Below are 22,605 nucleotides of genomic sequence, written 5' to 3' on the forward strand. Positions count from 1 at the left end.
ACTAGCATTATGAACTCCCTGGCTAAGGGGAGAGTATATAAATGAAACTGCTGATCATTGCGGATATTGAGGGTGTGGCCGGTGTCTGCTGTCGGGAGCAGACTGTTTCTGGGAATGCAGAGTATCAGATGGCTCGTCAGCTGATGGTTGAAGAGGTTAATGCCGTTGTTGAAGGTGCTGTGCGAACAGGTATTAGTGAGATTACGGTGATTGACAGTCATGGGCCTATGATTAACCTGCCTATTGATAATTTATCTCCACAGGCAAAGCTGGTTCAGGGCAAGCCCAGGGCGTTAGGAATGATCGATGGCATTCAGTTTGCCGACTATGATGCCTTGATGATGGTTGGCGCACACAGTGCTGCTGGTGAATATGGCGTTCTTGCCCATACCATAAATAGCCGTGCTTTTTTAAAAGTGGAGGTCAATGGCCAGGTAATGGGAGAGGTGGATCTATATAGCAGTTTGGCTGCTGAGTTTGGTGTTCCTCTTTTGATGGTTTCTGGAGATGATCACCTAAAGGCTCACGTTGCTGAAGCATTCCCGGAAAGTGAATATGTGCAGGTGAAAAAAGCCCGTGGAGCTTATGCTGCAGAGAGTTTGCCGGTGTCAATTGCCAAGGAGTTGCTGTCAGCAGCTGCAAGACAGTCATTATTGAAAAGGCACCAGCCGAAAACAGCATTTTGCCTGGAATCTCCCTATAGGCTGACTGTCTCTTCTATCTCTCAAGCCCAGTCTGATCTCTATGCATTAGTGCCGGGTGTAGAGCGGGTTTCTCCCAACCAGGTGTCCTATGAAGCAGGCAGCTTTAAAGATCTGGTAACTTTGCTCAATAGCTTATCTGCCATGAGTGCATCTGTTCCATAAAATAGCAGGTTCTGTTGAAAGCCTTATGTTAACAGATCTTCTTAGACTGGCTTAAAGATTGAACCACAGAGATCATAAAGTGCACGAAGAAGAGCTTTTCTTTTCCTTTGTGCACATTGTGATCTCTGTGGTTCAAAAAAGAATCCCTGTAGTACGGCCAGAACCTTAGAGTGAATCAATGGCTCAGAGGCAGGCAATGGCGTTATTGGTACTGCCCTCCAGAAGTATTAAGGAAAGCCCTTAATGTCTACCCGAAGAACAGAAGCTGAAGCCAGTCCCGGATTAATGGGGCGATTCTTTGTAAACAAATTTCGGAAGTTCAAGCTTAAAGCGTACAGCGATCATTCGGAACACAAAACCGAACACCAGTGTTGATATCACGGTGACGTTTGGGTCCACTCCCAGCAGTTGCAGGGTAAAGTAAAAGCCAATAGAGATCAGGGCGACACTGGCGTATAGCTCTTTACGAAAAACCAAGGGAACGTTATTACAGAGAATATCCCTGAGAATTCCACCAAACACCCCGGTAATGACGGCCATAACGCTGGCAATAATATAGCCATGCCCCAGGTCCAGTGTTTTTTGTGCTCCGATAATACTGAAAGTGATAAGGCCTACAGCGTCCAGTACCAGAAACACTTTGAACATATGTTTCATATATCGTTGCAGGAAAATGGTCAGGATAGCGGCCGCCGTTGTAATGACGATATACATTGGCGTTTCGACCCACGTCAGGGGATAGCTGCCTAGCAGCATATCTCTGACAGAGCCACCACCGATGGCGGTGCAGCAGGCAACAAAAATAACACCAACTGGGTCCATGCCTCTCCGTCCGGCTGAAAGAGCTCCGGTCATGGCTTCTGCCGTGATGGCGATTACATAGAGGACTGTCAGCATGGCTTCATCCGTTGATCTTAAACGAAGTGATTGTAGGAACCTGATGATGACAACACAAGGAGTGGCTGGGGAGGGCTTTCCGAAAAACGTTGTCGTGATCTAACACTTATATCTGTGTTCTTTCCTTAGGCAACGGCTTATAGCTAATCAAGAAATGAGAGGCGAGATTTGTTGTCTATACTTGAGAAAATTGTTGGTAATTCTTGTTCTAATATTATCTCTTTATATACTGGTGCTGAATAAGTCGATTTTTAATACGAATTTCGTCGTGTGGTCTCTCCTTTCTAAATTCCTGCCTTTATTTTTGTTCAATCTAACTGTGACATTAGTTTCCGGGAGATATGTAATGCCCCTGCTGAAAAAAAAATCGCTGTTATTGATTGTTATTTTTTCTGGAACCGGACAGTTATTTGCCAGCACTTCTCTGTCGATTCTTCCACCTGAAGATTTATCCAATAACTTCAATGATCTGGTTCGAGAGGTCAGGCCAAGCTGGTGGGGGAACTGGAACCTGGATCTGGCCATTAAACCCGGGGCAATAGGTGTCATTGATACCAACACTGGAACATTTCACCCGGCAGGCCAGCAAATTGCGAATATTTCCGTAGTTTCAGGCGTTATTTCAGAGGAGTTGAAACTATCGACCAGCGACGTTAAAGGGCCACAGGTCGCCTCATTCACGATGAGTGACCAGTCATCAAAGGTGAGTGTAAATACTGACCTTAAATGGCAGTTCAGCAAACGGGGAGCGATGATGGCTCAATGGGACCTGGTTCAGGAACAGAGCCTGAAGGGACCATTTCAGGTCATTAATGAAAATATGGATCTTTTAAAATCTGTCGCAGCGGATATGGATATGTACGACCCTGAAGCCGGTGCTATTTCACAGGGTTTTGGAGTGGTAACCAGTGTGCTTCTGGCAAAAAGTGGTATGAATGTAGCATCACTTTCAGACTCTTCACAGTGGAGCATTACTGGTCAGGCCGATAGTCTTCAGAGCATGTTGGGCCGTGGTTCTGCAAAGGCGTCATATTCCAGTGCTGGGGGTGATAGTGATGTGATGAGTATGGTCTGGCCCAGCCAGCCAAACACAACAACCGATGACCTTGTGCCCGTTGCTTACACTTTTGCGTCAATCAATGGTGAACAGATTATTCCTTACTGGATAGAAGAGATCGAAGCGTTTCAAATCATCTTTGAAAACAAGGGAAGTTATTTTGTCAAAGCAACCTTGAAATACCAGACTCCGGGGGGCGAAAAAGAACTGCATCAGGATATCGTCGGCTTTATGACCAGAAGTATGGATAACATCCCGTTGGATGCAACAGAATTGACTCTGGAAATGGAGTTTGTGGATGCGATACCCAGTACCACAGACTTCTATCATTGGGATACTCCACTGGGCACATGGTCGACTGGTAAAAGGCATGTCGAGATTGACGGGTGGTGGCCAGGGCAGCCTTCATTCGTTATTCAGGAGGATCGCACTAATACAACATCACTAAGAGTCGCAATAGACAAATGAGAGCACCCCTTGGCCATTCAATATTGAATGGCCAGACCGATAGCCGGGGCGGAGGTTTTGCTGGTTCGATTTATATCGACTTCCAGGAGTGGCTCTATGTTGATGCTTATGCGTTGTTTGATCGTTATGGTAGGTGTACTGCTCACTGAAGAGATCTCTGCCAGTCAACATATAAAACCCCTTGACTCTGGTTACATAACCAGAACCTTTAACCAGTTGATTCGAGAAAGTCATCCGAACTGGTGGGGGAACTTTAACCTAGATCCGATGATAAAACCGGGGGCTATTGGCGTTATTGATATTGGCAGTGGCGTATTTCAACCAAGTGGTGAGTATTTAAGTGATTTTGAAACGATCATTTCTCCACTGAGTGAAGTGATGAAACTATCTTCTGAGCATGTTCGTGAGCCAAGGCTTGTGGTGGGTGGAAAAGGGCGTCTGGCTCAAATGGGGGATGCCCAGGTTCAATTGAAGTGGGAGCTCAGCAAGCGGGGAGCAATGACATCAAGATGGGTCCTGGTTGAGAAGCAGAGTATTAAAGACCCAGGTAAAGTACTAAGGGGGCATCTGGACTTATTAAAATCCATTGCCAGCTATGAGTCGATGTATGATCCGGGGAATGGTATTTCTCAGGGCTTTGGTGTGATTACCAGTGTCATTATGGCGCAGGCGGGTATGAACGTGGTCGCCCTGAGTGATGGTTCTAACTGGAGCGTTAGTGGTCAGGCTAGCTACCTGCAAAATATGTTGACCCAGGTCGGTGGGGAGGCATTGTATTCGAAAGCTGAGTATGAAGGGAATGTTCTCAGCTTTCTCTGGCCAGGGCAGGGAAACCAGTTCAGTTCGATCCTGGTGCCTGTTGCCTATACCTTTGCTTCCCTTGATGGAGATAAGGTTATGTTGCATTGGATCAGGCCAATTGGATCATTCAGGATGATCTTTAACAATCATGGCGATCATTATGTGGGTATTTCTCTTTCTTATACGACCCCTATTGGAAGTCAGCATGTAGATATTGGACTACTGCCATTTCTCAAACAGGAAATAGATAATATTCCGTTGGACGCAACGAACCTGACAATGACTTTAAACTATCTTCGCATTATGAAAACGGTGCAGACTCATCGTTGGCAAACGCCATTGGGATCCTGGCCAACAGGAGACCGTCATATTGATATCAAGGGGTCGTGGCCCATGTATCCGTCTTTTTCCATCAAGGAGGAAGGGTACTCTTCACAATAGGTACAGATAGCTCATCTGTACCTGAGAGGCTGTCCGAGAATAGACTGCCCTACGCGGCGACTGCTCCTGTGTTGTTCTAGCTCTTGCATCCATGCAGTCGTGCGGTGGTAGTAATTGGTCTAAAAAAATCCGTTTGCTTGGCAAATAGAACCACTATTCACCTTACAAAACGATTTGTTTATCCTCAATTTTCTGCCATCCTCGCTACGTGCGCTATTCTCGGACAGTCTCCTGGTTAGCGTGTTAAACCAGCATCGGTTTGAGGAAGCGCCCGGTGTGAGACTCTGGGATTTCTGATACCGCTTCCGGTGTACCGGAGGCAATAATCTGACCTCCGCCATCCCCACCTTCCGGACCCAAGTCAACGATCCAGTCTGCAGTTTTAATAACATCAAGGTTATGCTCAATAACGACAACGCTGTTTCCGTGATCTCTCAAACGGTGGAGAACGGATAGTAGTTGCTCAATGTCGTGAAAGTGCAGCCCGGTGGTTGGCTCATCCAGAATATAAAGGGTTTTACCGGTATCCCGTTTTGAGAGTTCCTTGGCCAGTTTTACCCGCTGCGCTTCACCGCCTGACAGGGTGGTCGCATTCTGTCCGAGATGGATGTAGGAGAGACCAACATCCATAAGGGTTTGAAGCTTGCGCTTCACTGCAGGGATCGGGTCAAAGTACTGAAGAGCCTCTTCTACCGTCATTTCAAGAACTTCGTGGATGCTTTTGCCTTTGTATTTCACTTCCAGGGTTTCACGGTTGTATCGTTTTCCCTTACAGACGTCACAAGCCACATAAATATCCGGTAGAAAGTGCATCTCTACCTTGATAACACCATCCCCCTGACAGGCCTCACACCGTCCACCCTTAACATTGAAGCTGAAACGACCGGGTTTATAGCCCCGTGAACGGGCTTCCTGAGTACCGGAAAACAGTTCACGTATGGCGGTGAAAATGCCGGTGTAAGTAGCAGGGTTGGAACGCGGCGTCCGGCCAATAGGGCTCTGGTCAATATCAATGCATTTATCAAAATTACTGATCCCTGACAGTTTCTTATAAGGGGCAGGGGTTAGTGTTGTTGCTTTGTTCAGGGCTGTGGCGGCCAGTGGATACAGTGTTCCATTGATTAGTGTAGATTTTCCAGAGCCAGAAACCCCGGTAATACAAGTCATCAGACCCACCGGAATTTCCAGTGTGACGTTTTTAAGATTGTTGCCGGTACAACCGCTGAGCTTAAGTATTTGCTTTGGATCAACGCTCGTTCTTTCAGGTGGTACATCAATCTTGCGAATACCAGAGAGGTATTGCCCGGTTAAGGAAGCTGCTGTATCCATCACCTGCTCGGGTGTCCCCTGTGCGACGATGGCACCTCCGTGAATACCTGCACCGGGGCCAATATCAATCACGTGGTCTGCAGAGCGAATAGCATCTTCATCATGCTCAACCACAATAACGGTATTACCAAGGTCTCTCAGGCGAGTCAGAGTATTGAGCAGACGCTCATTATCTCGCTGATGCAGCCCAATACTGGGTTCATCCAGAATATACATGACACCAACCAGGCCAGCGCCAATCTGACTGGCCAGTCGTATTCTCTGAGCTTCGCCACCGGAAAGTGTGTCTGCACTACGGTCCAGTGTTAGGTAGTTCAGGCCGACATTCACCAGGAAGCTGAGACGGTCGCAAATTTCCTTCAGAACCTTTTTAGCAATCTCCCCGCGACGACCAGGCAAACTCAGGTCCTGGAAGTAGGCTAGTGCTTTTTCAACGGGTAATTTAACCAGATCCGGCAGGCTTTCATCCAGCAGGAAGACATTCCTGGCTTCTTTACGGAGGCGGGCGCCCTTACAGGAGGGGCATGGTTGTGTGCTCAAATACTTGGATAGTTCTTCCCGGACAGATTGAGACTCTGTATCCCTGAAGCGACGTTCAAAGTTAGGGATGATGCCTTCAAAGATGTGTCGCTTTTTGTAGACATCACCCCGGTCATTCACGTAGCTAAAATTGACTTCTTCGTCATCGGAGCCATGAAGAATGATGTGCTGCTGTTCAGGGCTTAAATCATCAAAGGGGGTATCAATACTGAAGCCATAGTGTGCGGCCAGAGATTTCAGCAGATGAAAGTAGTATACGCTGCGGCGATCCCAGCCTCGTATGGCACCTTCAGCAAGGGTAAGTTCAGGGTGTTGGACTATACGGTCCTGATCAAAGAATTGTTTAACCCCCAGACCATCACAAGTAGGGCAAGCACCTGCAGGATTGTTAAAAGAAAATAGTCTGGGCTCCAGTTCGTTGATGCTATAGCCGCACTCTGGGCAGGCAAATTTGGAAGAGAAAACAATGTCATTTTCTTTCTCTTCTTTAGAGTCATTCTCCATGTAGCTAATGGTTGCCAGACCGTCTGTTAACTCCAGGGCTGTTTCAAACGATTCTGAGAGACGCAATTGCAGGTCGTCACGCACTTTGAATCGATCAACAACCACTTCAATTGTGTGTTTTTTCTTTTTATCCAGTTTTGGTGGTGTATCGAGGTCTGTGACGATTCCGTTGATTCTGGCCCGGATAAATCCATTGCTTCTCAGCTCGTTGAACACATGCAGGTGTTCACCTTTTCTATCCCTGACAACTGGAGCCAGTAGCATCAGTTTTGTGCCTTCTGGCAGAGCCAGTACCTGATCAACCATCTGGCTGACTGTTTGAGCTTCCAGGGGCAGGTGGTGGGTTGGACAGCGTGGAATACCAGCACGGGCGAAGAGCAGACGAAGATAATCGTAGATTTCTGTGATGGTGCCGACAGTAGAACGCGGATTATGGCTGGTGGATTTCTGTTCTATGGATATGGCTGGAGAAAGCCCTTCAATATGATCCACATCCGGCTTTTCCATCATGGAAAGAAACTGGCGGGCGTAGGCTGACAGTGATTCTACATACCGCCGTTGACCTTCTGCATAGAGCGTATCAAAGGCCAGTGATGACTTGCCAGAGCCGGATAGGCCGGTTATTACAATCAGGCTGTCACGGGGCATCTCCAGGTTGATGTTCTTTAGATTGTGTGTACGGGCGCCCTGTACGGTAATCTTTTCCACAGCCTTTTCTCCGTGCCAGATTGGAAGCGAACGGAGTATTATAAATAGTCAATCGCCAAGTCTGTAGTAAAAATCGCGACATTTAGCAAAAGCATCCAAAGGTGGCCATTAAAATAAAGGCCTCCTTTGGCGTCAGTAAAATAGCCAGCGCATCGACAGTCCCATTTAAATGCGGCTGAGTCGAGGGCAAGTGACAGAATATGGCTGGCATAGGGGTGTTCAGTGAATGTTGAAATGATGCTTGTCAGGGTTTCAGCCCAGCCTTCTGCCCTATCGTTTAACGGATGATTAGCATTGTCATTCGTGCTATCTATGTCTCTGTGCGCTTTTTGTTCAGGCAAAAGGTAAGGGCTCAAGTAGCTCCACCCATGGTGCATCAGGCTGGTAATATAATACGTGAAGAAAAACTTTTGTGTGTTTGTCACTATTTTGGGTTGTCCTGAACAAGGGCAAACGGGAGGCCATAATATTCTGCTTCCGGAGTCCCATACTTTGTATAGGTGAACTGCCATATAGGCCCATGTCAGCAGGTTTCGGGTGGTTATTAAGATCTGTTTTGTCTCATGGTAAGGACTATGACTGATCAAAATGACTGACTGATCATTATTTTCATTTGAGACAGGGAGTTTGCAGTCGGTATTTTTCAGCTCATTCAGCGTTTCAATGCTGTCGTTACTTGAAATTGTGCAGAGCGTTACTTTTCCATGTTCATTGGTCGTTGTATAGCTTGCTGAGATTGGAAAAATTGTATTTTCTTCTTTTAACGTGTTGGATACCCCTGAGAACGAAAGCATCAATAATAGTGGAAGAATACATAGAGTCTGAAAATACAACAAACTTCGAAGTTTTTTATTGTTTATTTTATCAATGGAAGGGGCGAGTATTTTTTTTGACATAAATGGATCTATACCTCTGGATCAATACCTGTGGGGTGTGCTATCCGGTTTTGGATAACCGTTATTAATGGGTGTTGTAATGAAGTAATGCTTATATATTTAATGTCCGCCTTTTCAAGGCTTGGTTTCTTGGACATACTTTATTAATAAGCAAGTTTGTTTGGGTATCTTTTCAGTAAGGCATTCATATGTGAATGCCTGGTGCTGTTTAGATGGCCATGTCAAGAGCAAAGTGTAATAAGTCCAGACCGAGCATCAGCCGGTTAATATTAAAGCCAGCAATAGGAACATCTAACCACCACATGATTAGATCTGATCCAATGATCAGGATATGGCCGCCAATACCGACTTTTTCTATTTCCTCATTGCTGTTTTCGATCTCTGCTTCACCATTTTTATCCTGCCCATCAGGATAAAAGTAAGAAGAAAAGTGTTCTCCAAGAAATGGGTAGAGTGTTTGCTTTGCATTACGGGAAAGGCCAACGTTATATAATGCTGAGTAAGCTAGGTATCCAAGTGAGTCAATAGGGCGAAGATCAACCAGGCTTGTTACAGCAAATGGTAAGTTTCGAATAATATTAACCGCATGAAGCCCACTGTTTAGCCACATTAAATAGTATTTGGAAGTCAGTAGGATAGATTTAAAACCACTGTTGGTTTGTAATGTAACCTCGACTTCAATATCACTGTCCTTTCGGAGAGTTTCCAGAGTACAGCCTCTTTTCTGCATGCTTTGTCGTTCTTCTTGTGTTTCATTACCGGTTACGATGCAATGGGTTTCTGATCCATCATTATTTAGCTTTGTGAATCGAGCTGAAATAGGGGGTTCAGGTTTCGAAGAAGAATCAGATAACGCGGTAGCTGCAAAAAAAAGCTGCAGTAAAAGGATGAGAATAGAACAAACTATTTTTCTGGAAATATATTTCATGAATTGATCTACCCATTTGAGGATAGCGTCCCAAGTCTCTGAAGCACTTTTCAGGCTAAGGCCGCTATCATTAGATAAATGCCTGACCTCACCAGTCAGGAAATGTCTGAGGATAGCAGTCAGTTAGCTGATCATTTTTTAATAGGGTTACAAGTCAGTCGGCCTGCTCAAAGTTATGGACTTAAGGTTACCGAGCTATGTATAGGCAAAATATCACCGATCAGGCAGTGACATTTTGCCGCAGATAATCGCTATAATCTGTGAATTTCTCCCTGCATAGCATCCGGGATCCAAATCCTGATAGACTTGCGGCGACACTATTTATCAGTAATAACTACCAAAATAATTCAGGACTTTGCTGTTACCCCATGTCATTTGTTGAATTGAAAGCAGCTGTATCCCTTACCATGGTCTTTGTCTTTCGAATGCTTGGGCTTTTCATGGTATTGCCAGTTCTGGCACTCTTCGCTGAGGATCTTCAAGGAGCTTCGCCCAGCCTGATTGGTGTGGCCATTGGCGCCTATGGATTCAGTCAGGCGTTGTTACAAATTCCTTTTGGCTGGCTTTCAGATCGCTGGGGAAGGAAGCCGGTTATTCTACTTGGGCTTTTTATTTTCTTGTTGGGAAGCCTGCTGGCTGCTGAGGCTACAACTATTGGGGGTGTCATTGCCGGGCGTATTTTACAAGGTTGTGGAGCAATTGCCGGAGCAGTGACCGCCTTAATGGCTGACTTGACACGCGATCAGCATCGAACTAAAGCCATGGCAATGATAGGTATGGGTATTGGTGTTGCTTTTGCCGTCGCCATGGTATTAGGGCCGCTGGTCAGTCATGCGTGGGGATTGTTTGGGTTGTTTATCTCAAATGCTCTGATGGCTGTGGCTGCAATGCTGGTCATTATTTTCCTTGTGCCAACCCCCGTAGTTAAGAGGAGGGACCTCAACTGCTCTGTTGATCAATCGGGTGTTCGACAGGTCTTTGCCAACATGGAGTTGTTGAGACATATCATCGGTATTTTTTCGCTTCACTTTGTTCTGATGGCTTTGTTTGTTTTCATACCAGAGCTTCTGAGTAAAGACTTTGATCGGTCTGCGCATGGTGGTATTTATCTGGTTGTAATGGGGCTATCGTTTATCATGATGATACCTCTCATCATATTCAGTGAGCGCCAGCGCCTCCTGAAACAGTGCTACTGTTTTAGTATTGTCATGCTATTTATTGCTTTTGTCCTGTTCTATCAAGGGGTTCTCAGCTCAGCGATGTTGCTGGCAGGATTGTTTGTTTTCTTCTTTGGTTTTAATTTTCTGGAAGCAACTCTACCTTCGCTGGTAAGTAAGCTTGCTCCTGCTGGGACTCGTGGCACTGTCATGGGGGTTTATTCGACCAGCCAATTTCTGGGCGCTGCCCTGGGGGGAAGTCTTGGGGGCGTAGCCATGGAGTATGGTGGTGTTATTGGAGCAGTCGCTCTTTGTACAATTCCCACTGCCCTGTGGTGCTGGTTGTCTGTTACTATGAAACAACCACCTTATGTGAGTACTATGGTAATGGCTTTGAACCCTGATCTTGGAGACATAAGCTCAATAGGTGAGCGACTTTCCGATATTGTTGGTGTTCAGGAAGTTACTGTGCTTTCAGCAGAGAAAACAGCTTACCTAAAAGTTGATAAGCAGACATTGGATTGGTCTGGACTGAAGCAGTTTGGCCAGTGCTAGGCTCAGTTGACAAAGCCCTATAGGCCTCAGGCCTGTTTTCCGGTAATAAGGTTCATTAGAATCAGTTGATATGCTGGTCCACAAAGTAAGTTTGTTAGCTTACAGAGAATAAAAAGCAAGGAACCAGGTATAGAGCTGTGGTTCTAATAAAGTGTTATTGATATGGAATGACTGCGTTAAGAAAAGATGTCATTCCATGGCGTCTTCACTGAATGTAAGGTTCTTGAAGGCTACTTGAATTTGAATGAAATCGGCGGAGAAGCTAAATGGCTCGAGGCGTTAATAAGGTAATACTGATAGGCAATCTGGGTAACGATCCAGACGTACGTTTTACCCCTAATGGCAGTGCCGTTGCAAACCTGAACCTGGCTACCAGTGAGTCCTGGAAGGACCGCAATACTGGGCAGCAGCAGGAAAAAACAGAGTGGCATCGTGTTGTTGTTTTCGGAAAGTTAGCGGAAATTGTACAACAGTACCTTCGTAAAGGCTCAAAAGTATATATCGAAGGGAAGCTCCAGACGCGTAAGTGGCAAGGGCAGGACGGGCAGGACAGATACACAACTGAAATTGTTGTCGATGGTTTCAGTGGGCAGCTGCAAATGCTGGATGGCCGTCAGGACGGAGGTATGGGAGCCCCAATGAGTGGAGGTTACCAGCAACAGCCTGCGCAGCAGCAACAGCAGCAATCATATGCTCCACAGTCGCAGCCTCAGCAGTATGGTAGTGCTCCTCAGCAGCAAACTGCACAGCCGCAGCAGCAAGTTGCACCTCAGCCTCAGCCTCAGCCCGCTGGTGGCTTTGACGATTTTGATGATGATATCCCGTTCTGATTTAAGAGCTGCTCTTCGTGAGCGCCGTCGGGCGTTGAGTGCTGACCAGCAGGTCAGCGCAGGTGAAGGTCTTTATAAAACCCTCAGCGCTCGCCCTGAGTTGTTTGATGGTCAGCACATTGCGGTTTATATAGCCAACGATGGTGAGATAAACCCCGATGCTCTCCGGGATTATCTTTGGGCATCTGGCAAGCAGTGTTACTTACCGGTTGTTGGTCAAGGTAGTAGTAAAGATCTCATGTTCATTGAGTATCTTCCAGATACCCAATTGGCTTTGAACCGGTTTGGTATTCCTGAGCCGTCTCATCACGGTGCCAGGCAGATTTTGCCTGAAGAGCTGGATATTGTATTTGTTCCTTTAACCGGCTTTGATACATCAGGCAGGCGCTTGGGGATGGGGGGAGGCTTTTATGATAGAACGTTTGCCTTCACCCGCACTTCAGAAAAACCAAAGTTGATTGGCCTTGCTCATGAGTGTCAAAAGGTGGCCTCTATTCCAGTAGAGCACTGGGATATTCCAATGGCTGCTATTGCAACGGACTGTCAATTTTATCTAATGCCTTAGCCGGAGTACCGGCTGAGTCTGAAACCTTATACCAATTGCATTTTTTAAACCCTCTGTTGCGCTTCAGAACTGAACAGAAATCCCACTCTGGTCGTGAGTTGGGAAGTCAGTAGAGCGTATACCCATCGTGCTTTCTAACTACGCTTATTACGTTAGTTAGAAGGCTTATTTGTATTACTCACAATTTCTGAGTTGCAGTTTTTTTAACCTGATCCAAAAGTGTTTGTATGATCTTCACTGTATAAAAGCTCACTTGAGTATTTATCCAGAAGATTCGGCTGCCGTAGACAGCCTTATGTCGTCAGTGGATGTAGTTCAAGGAGGGAGTTTTACTGGTCGATATATAGATCCATGAAGAAGTCCGTAGTACCAGGGACAACAGCATAGTGATCAAAATCTGTCATGCCTTTTTCCCGCAAAATATCCTCGTCAATGCAGTGGTTGCCAGTGAATTCAGTTCCACTTGTTAAAATGGAATAAGCTGCATCGGCCATGATGGCTGGCTTTCTTGAAACGTTGAATAATTCCTTTCCACCGGCCTCGAATTCAACGGCAGCCGTTGCAATACTGGTTTTTGGCCAAAGAGAGTTAACAGCGATATTTTTTGAACGAAACTCTTCAGCAAGACCCAAGGTTAGCATCGACATACCGTATTTTGTGATGGTATATGGAGTGTAGTTCCTAAACCATTTCGGACTCAGGTTGATAGGCGGAGAAAGGTTAAGAATATGGGCTGTGTCAGATTTTTCCAGATAAGGCATGGCAAGCTGGCTACATAAGAGCACTGCTCGGGTATTGATTTGATGCATCAAATCAAATATTTCGATTGGTGTATTTTCTGCAGGCGTCAGTCGGATTGCTCCTGCGTTATTAATTAACCCATCAATCCCACCAAAATCCGAGACGGTCATTTCAATCATTTTTTCGACAGAATTTTCATCTCTTACATCTACTTGAATAGGCAGAGCCTTACCACCTGCCGAAATGATTTCATCTGCAACCGAGTAAATAGTACCAGGAAGTTTTGGGTGGGGCTTGACCGTTTTGGCAGCTACAACAACATTGGCACCATCCATTGCACAGCGAATGGCAATTTCTCTACCAATACCACGGCTTGCACCAGTGGTAATAATGGTTTTTCCTTTAAGTCTCGACATTTTGAACTTCCTTATTGTTATTGCATGTACTGATTGTTCGATAGAAAACTAAAAGCAGAATTGGAATCATTACTTACGAGAGAGTTAAATCAGATGGCGAAAGAAAATTTTCATAATTTATGGATTGTTATATTTCTGAGATTAAGGTTCTAGAATTGCCTAATACTACTATATAGACTGATTAATCTGTATAGCATCCAGGAGAAAAGATCATTTGATATGTCATGTACGACACTTGATGCGGAATGACGAGAATCAGGAGCTCACTGAAACTGGAAAAAATCTGTATGTGAACTGTTAATTTTTTGTGGTGTACTGCAAAGGAAAACCACCCTGTCTAGCTAGAAGAGGGTGGTCTTGTTTCGTATTTTTTGAGATCAACCAATCATTATTACCTTGGTTGACGGATCAGTAGCTCTCACATGCTTCTCCTGGGATGCGCATCAGAGCTGGCTTTCCGTATGCAGCAGTTAGCGCTGTTAGTGTTGATACTTTAGAGTCAGTACCGGAGTTAGTCAGGCAAAAGGATATATCATCGCCTTTGATCACAGAGGCATGAGCTTTACCATAGTTCCATAATGTACATGAGCTTTTCTGAATATTGATGGTAGAGGTTTGACGGCCATCGGAAACCGTCACGTAGAAGTCAATTGGGTTCTCAGTAATATAGGCGCTTCCTGCTGTTGTCCAACCAGTCATTTGTTTGACTAATAGAAGGTTAGTGATACCTCTGTTTTTAGGGACATAGAGGTTGTCACCAATATGCTCGAACTGTGAATCATTCTGTATCGATCCCTGATTAACCAAGACGCTGTCAATGTAATAACCATCCTCAGTAGTCAGTGTCATCATGCCGCAGACATAATCATTGGCTACAGGAAGAAGCCTTAAGGCTTGGCTTAAGAGGACACTACCAGCAGCACGGTTCAGGAAGCGGTTTGATGCATTAAAGTCATAAGCAGAGTTGGCATATCCCAGCGCTTTTGTAAAGACATTGGTTGCGGGTTGCTCCCCAGACCCCAGAAGTATTGTGAGGTGAGCAAGACCTTCAAGTAAAGAGAAAGTACCACTGCCAATGGTTGACAAAGCACTCCCGCTAGAACGCCCATGCTCGATCCCAGTGCTTGCATCTGGAGACGATCCCCAAGATGCCGATGTGATCGATAACAATAAGACGATGGATAAACACTTTCCTCTAAACATGCTAACCCCTTATCCGGATGGCTGTTTTAATTAAGTAAATACGGTTCCACCTTAAATAAAGATCAGAACCGAACGGTTGGACAGTAAGCAGTCCTTATTATTCCGAGCTTTAAATATATTTTTTTGAAATATTTCACTGCTGTTTATTAGTTTTTAAGCCCGATAATGGAACTTGTTTACTGTATAAAATGATACTAAAGGGATTCTAGAGTAATATTTTATTTCCGCAAAATGGTCTGGCTATATAAAAAAATAAATAAGTGTTTTTTTTTCATATGAAGAGATTTTCATAATCAATATATATAAGGCAGTTGTTGTTATATTTCTATGAGTGTTTATTTTGTTTCGCACTATGGTTTTTTAAATAGTGATTAATGAAATGTTTTCTCTACTTTTGTAATGTTGCAATGTGATTATTTTTTGGAATTTTGTATGGTGTGCAGGTTTCATCGTTATTAAAGCGAAAAAAGGGCAACTTTCTTGTTCATGATGCATGTATAATAGAGTTTTAAGGATATTCCCTTCATTTTAATAGAAGGGATCCTGTTTAGTTAACCTGAATAGATATACTGTCTAAAATTACATGATACCTATCGAAGTTTGTGTTCATAGTAAAGATGACTTTTACGTTTTCAACTCGGTTTCCAAAGCATGGGAGGGAGGAGCTGATAGAATCGAGTTATGCTCCCATATGGAACAGGATGGTTTAACGCCTTCTGTCAGACATATAGAGCTAGCAAGAAATGCATTTAAGGATCGCTCCGGACTGTTGGTTATGGTTCGCCCTATAGGCGGTGACTTCTTTTATACCCCGGATGAAATTGTCTTAATGGAACAGCAGATTCAAGATGCTGCTAAGGCGGGGGCGGATGGCGTTGTCATTGGTGTATTGGATGAGAAGACATCGGCTGTTCACCGGACGTATTGTGAGCGACTGATAGGAAAGGCTCGGGAGTATGATCTGACAGTCACATTCCACAGGGCTTTTGATGCAACGCCAGATTGGCAATACTCGCTTGAAACTCTGATTGATCTTGGTTTTGATCGGGTATTAACCAGCGGTATTGCCTGGGGAAGTACTGGAACAGCGCAAGATGGCATTAAGCAGCTGGTAAATATAGGGGTATTTGTCTCGGGTGGGCTTGAAGTTGTGGTCGGGGGGGGCGTGTCTCTGGAAAATGCGCTAGGGATTATCGACGGGCTGAAGACTGAGTTAACACGTTTTTCCCTGCATACATTTAGTGCGGTGCTTGAAAACGGTAACGTCAGTTCTGCAAAAGTTCAGCAACTGAAGTCTTTGCTAGCTCCAAACTAACGTGCTGCTCTGTTCATGATCACTAACCTTCGTTATCTTAGGAGAAAAGGCATACGAGTACTGATGCACAAAGCAGGAGCTAAGGTGAGTCTCGGAGCTGGCCGATTCTTTATGACAGGGAATGTCAAAGGACAATACAGGGACGTCTGTGATGAAACGGTTGCCGATCATCTTATTGATAATGTTTTTTCTTATTCCGGTGGGAAACTCTGCAGATAATACCTCTGAAGAGCATGTCCTATCTTCAGGTGAAGAAGGCCAGCGTGGCGAAGCTCCATGTGTTAATGGAAAGTGCTCAGGCAGTACCGGTGATTCGATTGCAGTAGACAATAGAGGCTGGTGGCTGACTGGAACATTAGTTGGACAGCAAGGTTTCAGAGAGTGGGTTGATGGGATTCTCTGGAGTTCAGGAGAGCTGGAGGTGCATACAAGTACAAAGGAACAGCTTTCCAGCTACCCATCTTTTCAATATTCACTCTCGGTCGAAGAGCAAAATAGTGAACTTTGGCAGGGGGTGACAGATATTCAAGACTCTCGGAGTCTTGTTTTTTCCTTCAGAAGTAAAGCTTTTTGGGGCAGTCCTTTCAGTTCTGAAAGTAACTTCATTCTTACTGGTATTTCCGATAGCGATGAAAGCTTTTTTGATTCTCGATCTTTCGAGGAGTTCCCGGAAGGGGTTGAAGCCGGATGGGATTATCGCGGTACCTGGTTTTTCCGTGAGAAAGTTTCCAAAGGACTGGTCACTCGGGTTCAGCGTATAAACAGAAGGTTGTTAAGTAATCAGTGCGTTATTGATGTTCATTTAGGTGGATCCCGTAATATTGCGCACTACAGGAATGAGTGGATACCTGAACAGAACACTGCTGGCGAAACAGATATTGAAGAGGCTCGGAACTACCTGATTTCACGCAAGCAGTACAGCTCTGTTCCGGATGTGGGGCAGTTTACAACGTATCAGGAAAGTCTCTGCCGCTACGCAGAAGATGCTGCAGTCTCAAATCAGGAAGTGAGCATTCTCTATTCGGATTTTTGGGATTCAAGAGAAAGCCTGGTCGAGGCAGAACTCTATAAAATATGGGTTGAGACTTCAGAATAAGCGGATATCAATCACCTTATTCAATTAATGAAGTCTCAGGCTTGGGGCAGTGTTAATAGCGAATGTCATATATGAGAATTTTACGGCTTAAAGGAGCAAAGTGGGTTTTTACCTTTTGTTGATGAAGTGGATGTTTGATATAGGCATCCATACTTTCCTGATCAGAGAATGTCATAACCAGCCCTACGTCAAAACTGTCATCAACAATTTTTCGATCACTTGGAACACTGAGGCCTACCTGTAAGTCAAGCAGACCGGGAATTGAACGAAGGTCTTCAGAGTGTTTGATAATCTCAGCGCGATCCTGCTGGTTACCGGTATTTTCTAACCAAACCAGGACAATATGTTTAATACCGTTAGGTGGAGAGGTTTCTGCAGTTGATGCACAGCCTCCGAGTAATACCAAGCTAATGAGTAAAATTGAGTTGAATAAATGTTTCATGCTTCCTTCCAGGAATCAGCGTTGGACGACTTGAACATGGAACCAGCATGCCTTTGGGGCCTGCGCTGTTCGCCTTGCTTGAGTGCTTATGTGATCAACTGGTCTCATGGCGAATTGTGAACACCCCGTAGTGGCACATCAGGCAAAAGGCAGTGTATTTATTCTGGTTTTAGTGAGTTCAGCAGAAACCAGGAGTGGTTACCCTTGGCTTCTGCTTGTCATCGTCATGCGCCAATTGATTTATACAGGGCATCAAGTCCCATTTTACCCGCCATTTTTTTCGTTTCCTGACGAGATGACTCATCAAAGCCTGTGTACACTAAGTCTTCCTGAGGAAGTTCATCCAGAAAGCGACTGGGCATCGTATCAATGATTTCGCCAAACTGTTTTCTCTGTCCAGCCAATGTCATTGTTAAGGATTTTCGAGCCCTTGTAATGCCTACATAAGTCAGGCGACGCTCTTCTTCAATATTGTCCTCTTCAATACTGGTACGGTGTGGAAGCAGTTCTTCCTCCATTCCCATCATATATACATGGGGATACTCCAGGCCTTTGGAAGCATGAAGGGTCAGCAGCTGAACACGATCCGCATCTTCCTCTTCCTCGTTACGTTCCAGCATATCCCGAAGAATCAGCCTGGCAATAGCGTCTTCGACTGTTCTGTCTTCGTCACCCCGTTCCAGTGTTTGTTGCAATGCATCCACCAGAAACCAGACATTAGCCATGCGCTTTTCAGCTTGGGCTGGCGTTGAGGAGTGCTGCATCAACCAGTTTTCATAATCGGTATCGGCAATCATTTCACGAACTACCTGCATAGGATCTTCGCTGGTTTGCAGCCGTCGTGAAACATCATCCATCCACCCGGTAAAGCGGCGTAGCTTTTCTGCATACTGAGGTGCAAGGTCTTCTTCCAGAGCTGCTTCTTCACAGGCTCTGTACATACTGATGTGATGTTTATTGGCGTAGTTGCCCAGCTTTTCCAGTGTGGATGGGCCAATTTCCCGCTTTGGCGTATTTACAACCCGTAGAAATGCATTGTCATCATCCTGGTTAATCAGTAGTCGTAGATAAGCCATGATGTCCTTCACTTCTGCCCGGGCAAAAAACGAAGTACCGCCATTGATATGGTAGGGAATACCATGGTGCTGAAGTTTTAATTCCAACAGTCTTGATTGAAAATTACCTCGGTATAGCACTGCATAATCTTTATAGCTGTTCTCGTGTCTCAATTTGTGAGCCAGAATCTCCGTAGCAATCCGTTCACATTCCATCTCGTCATTACGGCATTTGATGACACGAATCTCATCCCCAACCCCCATCTCACTCCAGAGGGTTTTCTCAAACACGTGGGGATTGTTGGCAATCAGAGTATTCGCTGCTTTCAGAATACGGCTGGTGGAGCGGTAATTCTGTTCCAGTTTGATAACCTTTAAGCTGGGATAATCTTCTTTTAGCTGTGCAAGATTTTCAGGCTTAGCACCACGCCAGGCGTAAATGGACTGGTCATCATCACCTACTACGGTTAACTTACGGCGGTCACCTACCAGTCGTTTGACCAGCTCATACTGAGCACCATTGGTATCTTGATACTCATCTACAAGCATATAGTGAACTTTATCCTGCCAGCGTTGCTGAACTTCAGGGTAATTTCTGAATAGCTCGACCGGTTTCATGATCAGGTCATCAAAGTCTACTGAGTTATAGGCTTTCAGCATACGGTTATAGTGTTCATAGACAATCGCTGCAGTCTGCTCCCAAGGCTGCCTTGCCATCTCTAGTGCCTGAGCCGGTATGATCAAATCATTTTTCCAGTTGGAGATACAGTGTTGAATCTGATCAACACCATTGTCATCTGCAGAGGCATCCCGTTGCATCAAATCAGTAATCAGTGATCGGGCATCCTGCTGATCAAAAATCGAAAAACCGGGTTTGTAGCCCAGTATTTTGTACTCACGACGGATAATATTCAGACCCAGGTTATGGAAAGTAGACACCGTCAGCCCTGAAGATGCTTTGCCTTTGACCAACTTGCCAACCCGCTCTTTCATTTCTCGGGCGGCTTTATTGGTAAAGGTAACGGCCACAATGTTTTTGGCGCTGATGCCACACTGTTGAATCAGGTATGCAATTTTGGTGGTGATAACACTGGTCTTACCACTGCCTGCCCCTGCCAGTACTAGCAGGGGAGTATCGATATATTTTACGGCCTCGGCCTGTCGATCATTGAGTCTTTGCACGCGTTCAGTTTCAGGCAAGTCATAGGGGGAGTGACTCAGTATACCAAGGTTAAGGGACAGGACGATATGTCTGGTTATCAGACAACGTTATAGAGAGATCTACTTAAACCAGTTCTCAATAGTTTGTTGGGCTGCCTTCTGTGATAGCTTCTCGGTAATGGTATCGGTTAACGTATCTTTCAGCTCTTTTGTCCAGTTGTGATTACTCTCCTGTGAATCCGGATCATTAAACGGCAGCAGAACATAAGCAGGGGTGTAGTTGGCTTTTTTGTGAAGGTCAGTTAATTTGCTATGACTGTCCCTTTCGGACTGGTAAACAGTAATGCTCATTGGGTTTCCTGCTTTTAGTGTGACAGATGTCTGCCCGGTTTGAAGTGCATTACAGACCCCTTTGGTCAGGTGAAATGTGGTTATGTTAGAGCCATGAGGCTGGGCAATCACCATTTCTGCTTCAAGGGGGAATTCCATGATAGAGAGCTTTTCCACCTTGCCATCATCAATGGCCTGTTTGAAATGCGCAAGTGTTGTATTGGCAAACTTAGGGACAAAGGCTGACTCATCGCCTTCCTTTTGCTGATATAAGCGAGCGTTTTGTAATGAACCTTTTTTTATATCAATAGATACAATGGACCAGTCTTCCTGAAGTTCAACAATCATCGACCCGCAATGAAACTGGTTGGCTTCTGCACCAAATAGCTCATCACCGAGTACTATGGAAGAAAGCAGTAATAACAAGTTTGAAGAAAATATTTTCATATATCTAAACATCATAGAAGTCCTGTGATTTTGGGAGTGGGCTACAGGGTATCAATTTAGAGCTGGTTATTTGTTTTAGCACTAATTTTAATAGTAAATATGAATACTAAATAGACGGCTCTAATAATGTTTAATAAAAATCTTATTGTTCGTTCGTGTTAAATAAATACTTGCCTGCTAAACATTGTTAAAGGGCTTTGGTTAAGTTTTTTAGAATTAGTTTTGTTTTCTTATGGTTATTTGGAATTAATTTGCAATCTAAATGATAATGATTATTAGAATTAAAATAATTTAGAAACTAAATAGCTTTTGCTCTGTCTATCAATTGTCAGGAAATTGCATGCATTGAGTGTTTATCAGTCTGGTGATTTCTTTCTACAAACAGAACTTGCAAGGGGAAAATATGGAAACGCTACAAAGTGATCCAGTTATGTTTGATAGGTCCTCTCAGCAACCAGTCCATCGTAATGCAGGTCATCAAGAGGGAAGTGGTAAAATAGGGTGGTTTTCAGTGAGGAATTTTACCGGGAGTACATGGAGTTCTTTAAAAGAGGTCGCAGGAGCATCATACAATCGTGGTAAAAGTATGGTTGATAGAGCGGTGAGCATACCAAAAGAGGCTCGGCCAGCAATCTACGAACTTGGTAAATCTGTATTAAGTAGGGCTGTTACGATAAATAAAGTTGCTCAACCAGCAATGGCTAAGTATTTATTAGGTTCTCTTGTGTGTGGTGCTGTATTTAAAGGAGCAGGAGCAGTCAAAGATGCACTTATGGCACCTGTGTGTCCTGATCCAAAATTAACTGATGTATACCAAGCTTTTTCAAATGGGTTTGGAAATAAAACACTCCTAATGGATCTTAGGGGGAATGGTACAAGTGTTTTACGAGCTTCAGCTGAAGTAGCTAAAGATTACCGTGATTTAACGACAGCGGTAAATGCTTGGGGCGGGACAGGCCCAATTAAAGATCCGGTCACTTCAAAAATAACAGGGCAGCCAATAGAAAATCCTATCGAGTATGTGTGTGATCGCTTTGCTGAGGGCACTAGGAAAGGAACCCCCCCTTATCGAGATCTTGGGCATATTATCGAGGATGAAGCAGCACAAACAGGAGTCGTTTCCAGAGATATGGCAAGAGCAACGAGGGCAACGTGTTTGCCCAGCAATGCAATGACAGCGAGTTGCAGTGATTTGAATCAAGGTCATTATGCTGAATTTTTAGGGGAGCACATTGGTCATGATACTGAGATGTATAATGGCCCGGCGTCGACAAGTGACTTTTCTGCGAAAGTAAATCGGCTGAATACTACCAACCAACCTTTAGCTGAATCAGCACATGAATTTTATCAGGACTCCGAGGCTCTTTCTCCATCAATTACGTTAAAGCATGGAGAGAATGCGGGGCTGAAAGCGGGCTCACCGGAGAGGTATGCTATGGATCGTTGGATGAATGATGGTAAGCCAAGGACGTTTGGCCACCTTAACGCTGATGAACTTAATAGAAACAAGCCTATGCCAGACTATCAAAAAATGGCGATAAGGCCCGACTGCTTTGCCCCTTTAACTCTTACAGAAAGAATCATAGTGAAAACCTCCATCCCTGTTGCTGGAGCTATTGCACTTGGTAGCTCTTTTGGAGGTGGTCTTCTTGTCGGTGGGATTTGGGGCTTTAAAACTTGGTACGATAGCCGTCGTGCAACACCACCTCAGCCAGATAGCTTTGATCTTCAAAGTGTACAAGGGAGTCAGCGAGACCTTTCCAGACATGCAACTCCCATGGGGCAAGCGGATGCTGTTGGGATGGCTGAAAATGCTTAATTTGATCGAGTGATTTTGATAGTAAATTTTTTATCTAA

General features: G+C 44.8%; 18 protein-coding genes. 9 read left to right on the forward strand and 9 right to left on the reverse strand.

What is annotated here, in order from left to right:
• Positions 1-41: 41 nt before the first annotated feature.
• Positions 42-866 (forward strand): M55 family metallopeptidase, encoded by an 825-nt coding sequence (locus GV64_RS05810; RefSeq protein WP_020581070.1) that lies wholly within the window; start codon positions 42-44, stop codon positions 864-866.
• Positions 867-1,148: 282 nt separating this feature from the next.
• On the opposite strand, the gene GV64_RS05815 is transcribed toward GV64_RS05810, so the two are convergent.
• Positions 1,149-1,763 (reverse strand): trimeric intracellular cation channel family protein, encoded by a 615-nt coding sequence (locus GV64_RS05815; RefSeq protein ID WP_020581069.1) that lies wholly within the window; start codon positions 1,761-1,763, stop codon positions 1,149-1,151.
• Between the two features lie 346 nt (positions 1,764-2,109).
• Between GV64_RS05815 and GV64_RS05820 the strand changes: the two genes are divergently transcribed.
• The gene (locus GV64_RS05820) at positions 2,110-3,288 is read left to right on the forward strand and encodes a hypothetical protein (RefSeq protein ID WP_020581068.1); all 1,179 of its coding nucleotides are present in this window, start codon (positions 2,110-2,112) and stop codon (positions 3,286-3,288) included.
• 96 nt (positions 3,289-3,384) lie between these two features.
• A complete protein-coding gene (locus tag GV64_RS05825) occupies positions 3,385-4,530 on the forward strand; it encodes a hypothetical protein (RefSeq protein WP_020581067.1) in 1,146 nt (381 codons plus the stop codon).
• 243 nt (positions 4,531-4,773) lie between these two features.
• On the opposite strand, the gene uvrA is transcribed toward GV64_RS05825, so the two are convergent.
• The 3 genes from uvrA to GV64_RS05840 form a co-directional block, all read right to left on the reverse strand.
• The gene (gene uvrA, locus GV64_RS05830) at positions 4,774-7,611 is read right to left on the reverse strand and encodes an excinuclease ABC subunit UvrA (protein ID WP_020581066.1); all 2,838 of its coding nucleotides are present in this window, start codon (positions 7,609-7,611) and stop codon (positions 4,774-4,776) included.
• 38 nt (positions 7,612-7,649) lie between these two features.
• A complete protein-coding gene (locus GV64_RS05835; protein ID WP_020581065.1) occupies positions 7,650-8,507 on the reverse strand; it encodes a hypothetical protein in 858 nt (285 codons plus the stop codon).
• Between the two features lie 208 nt (positions 8,508-8,715).
• Positions 8,716-9,237, reverse strand: coding sequence for a hypothetical protein (locus tag GV64_RS05840; RefSeq protein ID WP_152553937.1), 522 nt, complete (start codon positions 9,235-9,237; stop codon positions 8,716-8,718).
• A 566-nt stretch (positions 9,238-9,803) separates the two neighbouring features.
• On the opposite strand from GV64_RS05840, the gene GV64_RS05845 reads away from it, so the two are divergent.
• From GV64_RS05845 to GV64_RS05855, 3 genes are all read left to right on the forward strand, one after another.
• Positions 9,804-11,147: an MFS transporter gene (locus GV64_RS05845; RefSeq protein WP_020581063.1), complete on the forward strand. Its 1,344-nt coding sequence runs from the start codon at positions 9,804-9,806 to the stop codon at positions 11,145-11,147.
• Between the two features lie 266 nt (positions 11,148-11,413).
• Positions 11,414-11,977 (forward strand): single-stranded DNA-binding protein, encoded by a 564-nt coding sequence (gene ssb, locus GV64_RS05850; RefSeq protein WP_020581062.1) that lies wholly within the window; start codon positions 11,414-11,416, stop codon positions 11,975-11,977.
• Positions 11,958-12,542, forward strand: coding sequence for a 5-formyltetrahydrofolate cyclo-ligase (locus GV64_RS05855; protein ID WP_020581061.1), 585 nt, complete (start codon positions 11,958-11,960; stop codon positions 12,540-12,542). The genes ssb and GV64_RS05855 overlap by 20 nt, the downstream gene beginning before the upstream one ends.
• 329 nt (positions 12,543-12,871) lie before the next feature.
• Here the strand turns inward: GV64_RS05855 and GV64_RS05860 are convergent, their stop codons facing one another.
• Positions 12,872-13,699 carry an SDR family oxidoreductase gene (locus GV64_RS05860; RefSeq protein WP_020581060.1) on the reverse strand — a complete coding sequence of 276 codons (828 nt, stop codon included), beginning with the start codon at positions 13,697-13,699 and terminating at the stop codon, positions 12,872-12,874.
• A gap of 408 nt (positions 13,700-14,107) precedes the next feature.
• A complete protein-coding gene (locus tag GV64_RS05865; RefSeq protein WP_152553938.1) occupies positions 14,108-14,902 on the reverse strand; it encodes a hypothetical protein in 795 nt (264 codons plus the stop codon).
• Between the two features lie 583 nt (positions 14,903-15,485).
• On the opposite strand from GV64_RS05865, the gene GV64_RS05870 reads away from it, so the two are divergent.
• Both GV64_RS05870 and GV64_RS05875 read left to right on the forward strand, forming a co-directional pair.
• On the forward strand, positions 15,486-16,217 hold the full coding sequence (locus tag GV64_RS05870) for a copper homeostasis protein CutC (protein ID WP_081622027.1): 732 nt from the start codon (positions 15,486-15,488) through the stop codon (positions 16,215-16,217).
• Positions 16,218-16,368: 151 nt separating this feature from the next.
• On the forward strand, positions 16,369-17,313 hold the full coding sequence (locus tag GV64_RS05875) for a hypothetical protein (protein WP_020581057.1): 945 nt from the start codon (positions 16,369-16,371) through the stop codon (positions 17,311-17,313).
• A 52-nt stretch (positions 17,314-17,365) separates the two neighbouring features.
• Here GV64_RS05875 and GV64_RS05880 read toward each other — a convergent pair whose 3' ends face one another.
• From GV64_RS05880 to GV64_RS05890, 3 genes are all read right to left on the reverse strand, one after another.
• Positions 17,366-17,755: a Dabb family protein gene (locus GV64_RS05880; protein WP_020581056.1), complete on the reverse strand. Its 390-nt coding sequence runs from the start codon at positions 17,753-17,755 to the stop codon at positions 17,366-17,368.
• Between the two features lie 224 nt (positions 17,756-17,979).
• Entirely contained in the window at positions 17,980-19,992 is a 2,013-nt protein-coding gene (gene rep / locus GV64_RS05885; protein ID WP_020581055.1) for a DNA helicase Rep, read from the reverse strand.
• Positions 19,993-20,091: 99 nt separating this feature from the next.
• The gene (locus GV64_RS05890; RefSeq protein WP_152553939.1) at positions 20,092-20,748 is read right to left on the reverse strand and encodes a hypothetical protein; all 657 of its coding nucleotides are present in this window, start codon (positions 20,746-20,748) and stop codon (positions 20,092-20,094) included.
• Between the two features lie 349 nt (positions 20,749-21,097).
• Between GV64_RS05890 and GV64_RS05895 the strand changes: the two genes are divergently transcribed.
• Positions 21,098-22,567: a hypothetical protein gene (locus tag GV64_RS05895; protein WP_020581053.1), complete on the forward strand. Its 1,470-nt coding sequence runs from the start codon at positions 21,098-21,100 to the stop codon at positions 22,565-22,567.
• Positions 22,568-22,605 lie beyond the last annotated feature (38 nt).

Origin of the sequence: Endozoicomonas elysicola, from assembly GCF_000710775.1 — a bacterium.
Taxonomy (GTDB): domain Bacteria; phylum Pseudomonadota; class Gammaproteobacteria; order Pseudomonadales; family Endozoicomonadaceae; genus Endozoicomonas; species Endozoicomonas elysicola.

Excerpts from the sequence above, each read along its gene's own strand:
- GV64_RS05810 (WP_020581070.1), top strand. The coding sequence starts at position 42 with ATGAAACTGCTGATCATTGCGGATATTGAGGGTGTGGCCGGTGTCTGC.
- GV64_RS05815 (WP_020581069.1), bottom strand. The coding sequence starts at position 1,763 with ATGCTGACAGTCCTCTATGTAATCGCCATCACGGCAGAAGCCATGACC.
- GV64_RS05820 (WP_020581068.1), top strand. The coding sequence starts at position 2,110 with ATGCCCCTGCTGAAAAAAAAATCGCTGTTATTGATTGTTATTTTTTCT.
- GV64_RS05825 (WP_020581067.1), top strand. The coding sequence starts at position 3,385 with ATGTTGATGCTTATGCGTTGTTTGATCGTTATGGTAGGTGTACTGCTC.
- GV64_RS05835 (WP_020581065.1), bottom strand. The coding sequence starts at position 8,507 with ATGTCAAAAAAAATACTCGCCCCTTCCATTGATAAAATAAACAATAAA.
- GV64_RS05840 (WP_152553937.1), bottom strand. The coding sequence starts at position 9,237 with ATGCAGAAAAGAGGCTGTACTCTGGAAACTCTCCGAAAGGACAGTGAT.
- GV64_RS05845 (WP_020581063.1), top strand. The coding sequence starts at position 9,804 with ATGTCATTTGTTGAATTGAAAGCAGCTGTATCCCTTACCATGGTCTTT.
- ssb (WP_020581062.1), top strand. The coding sequence starts at position 11,414 with ATGGCTCGAGGCGTTAATAAGGTAATACTGATAGGCAATCTGGGTAAC.
- GV64_RS05855 (WP_020581061.1), top strand. The coding sequence starts at position 11,958 with ATGATGATATCCCGTTCTGATTTAAGAGCTGCTCTTCGTGAGCGCCGT.
- GV64_RS05860 (WP_020581060.1), bottom strand. The coding sequence starts at position 13,699 with ATGTCGAGACTTAAAGGAAAAACCATTATTACCACTGGTGCAAGCCGT.
- GV64_RS05865 (WP_152553938.1), bottom strand. The coding sequence starts at position 14,902 with ATGTTTAGAGGAAAGTGTTTATCCATCGTCTTATTGTTATCGATCACA.
- GV64_RS05870 (WP_081622027.1), top strand. The coding sequence starts at position 15,486 with ATGATACCTATCGAAGTTTGTGTTCATAGTAAAGATGACTTTTACGTT.
- GV64_RS05875 (WP_020581057.1), top strand. The coding sequence starts at position 16,369 with ATGAAACGGTTGCCGATCATCTTATTGATAATGTTTTTTCTTATTCCG.
- GV64_RS05880 (WP_020581056.1), bottom strand. The coding sequence starts at position 17,755 with ATGAAACATTTATTCAACTCAATTTTACTCATTAGCTTGGTATTACTC.
- GV64_RS05890 (WP_152553939.1), bottom strand. The coding sequence starts at position 20,748 with ATGAAAATATTTTCTTCAAACTTGTTATTACTGCTTTCTTCCATAGTA.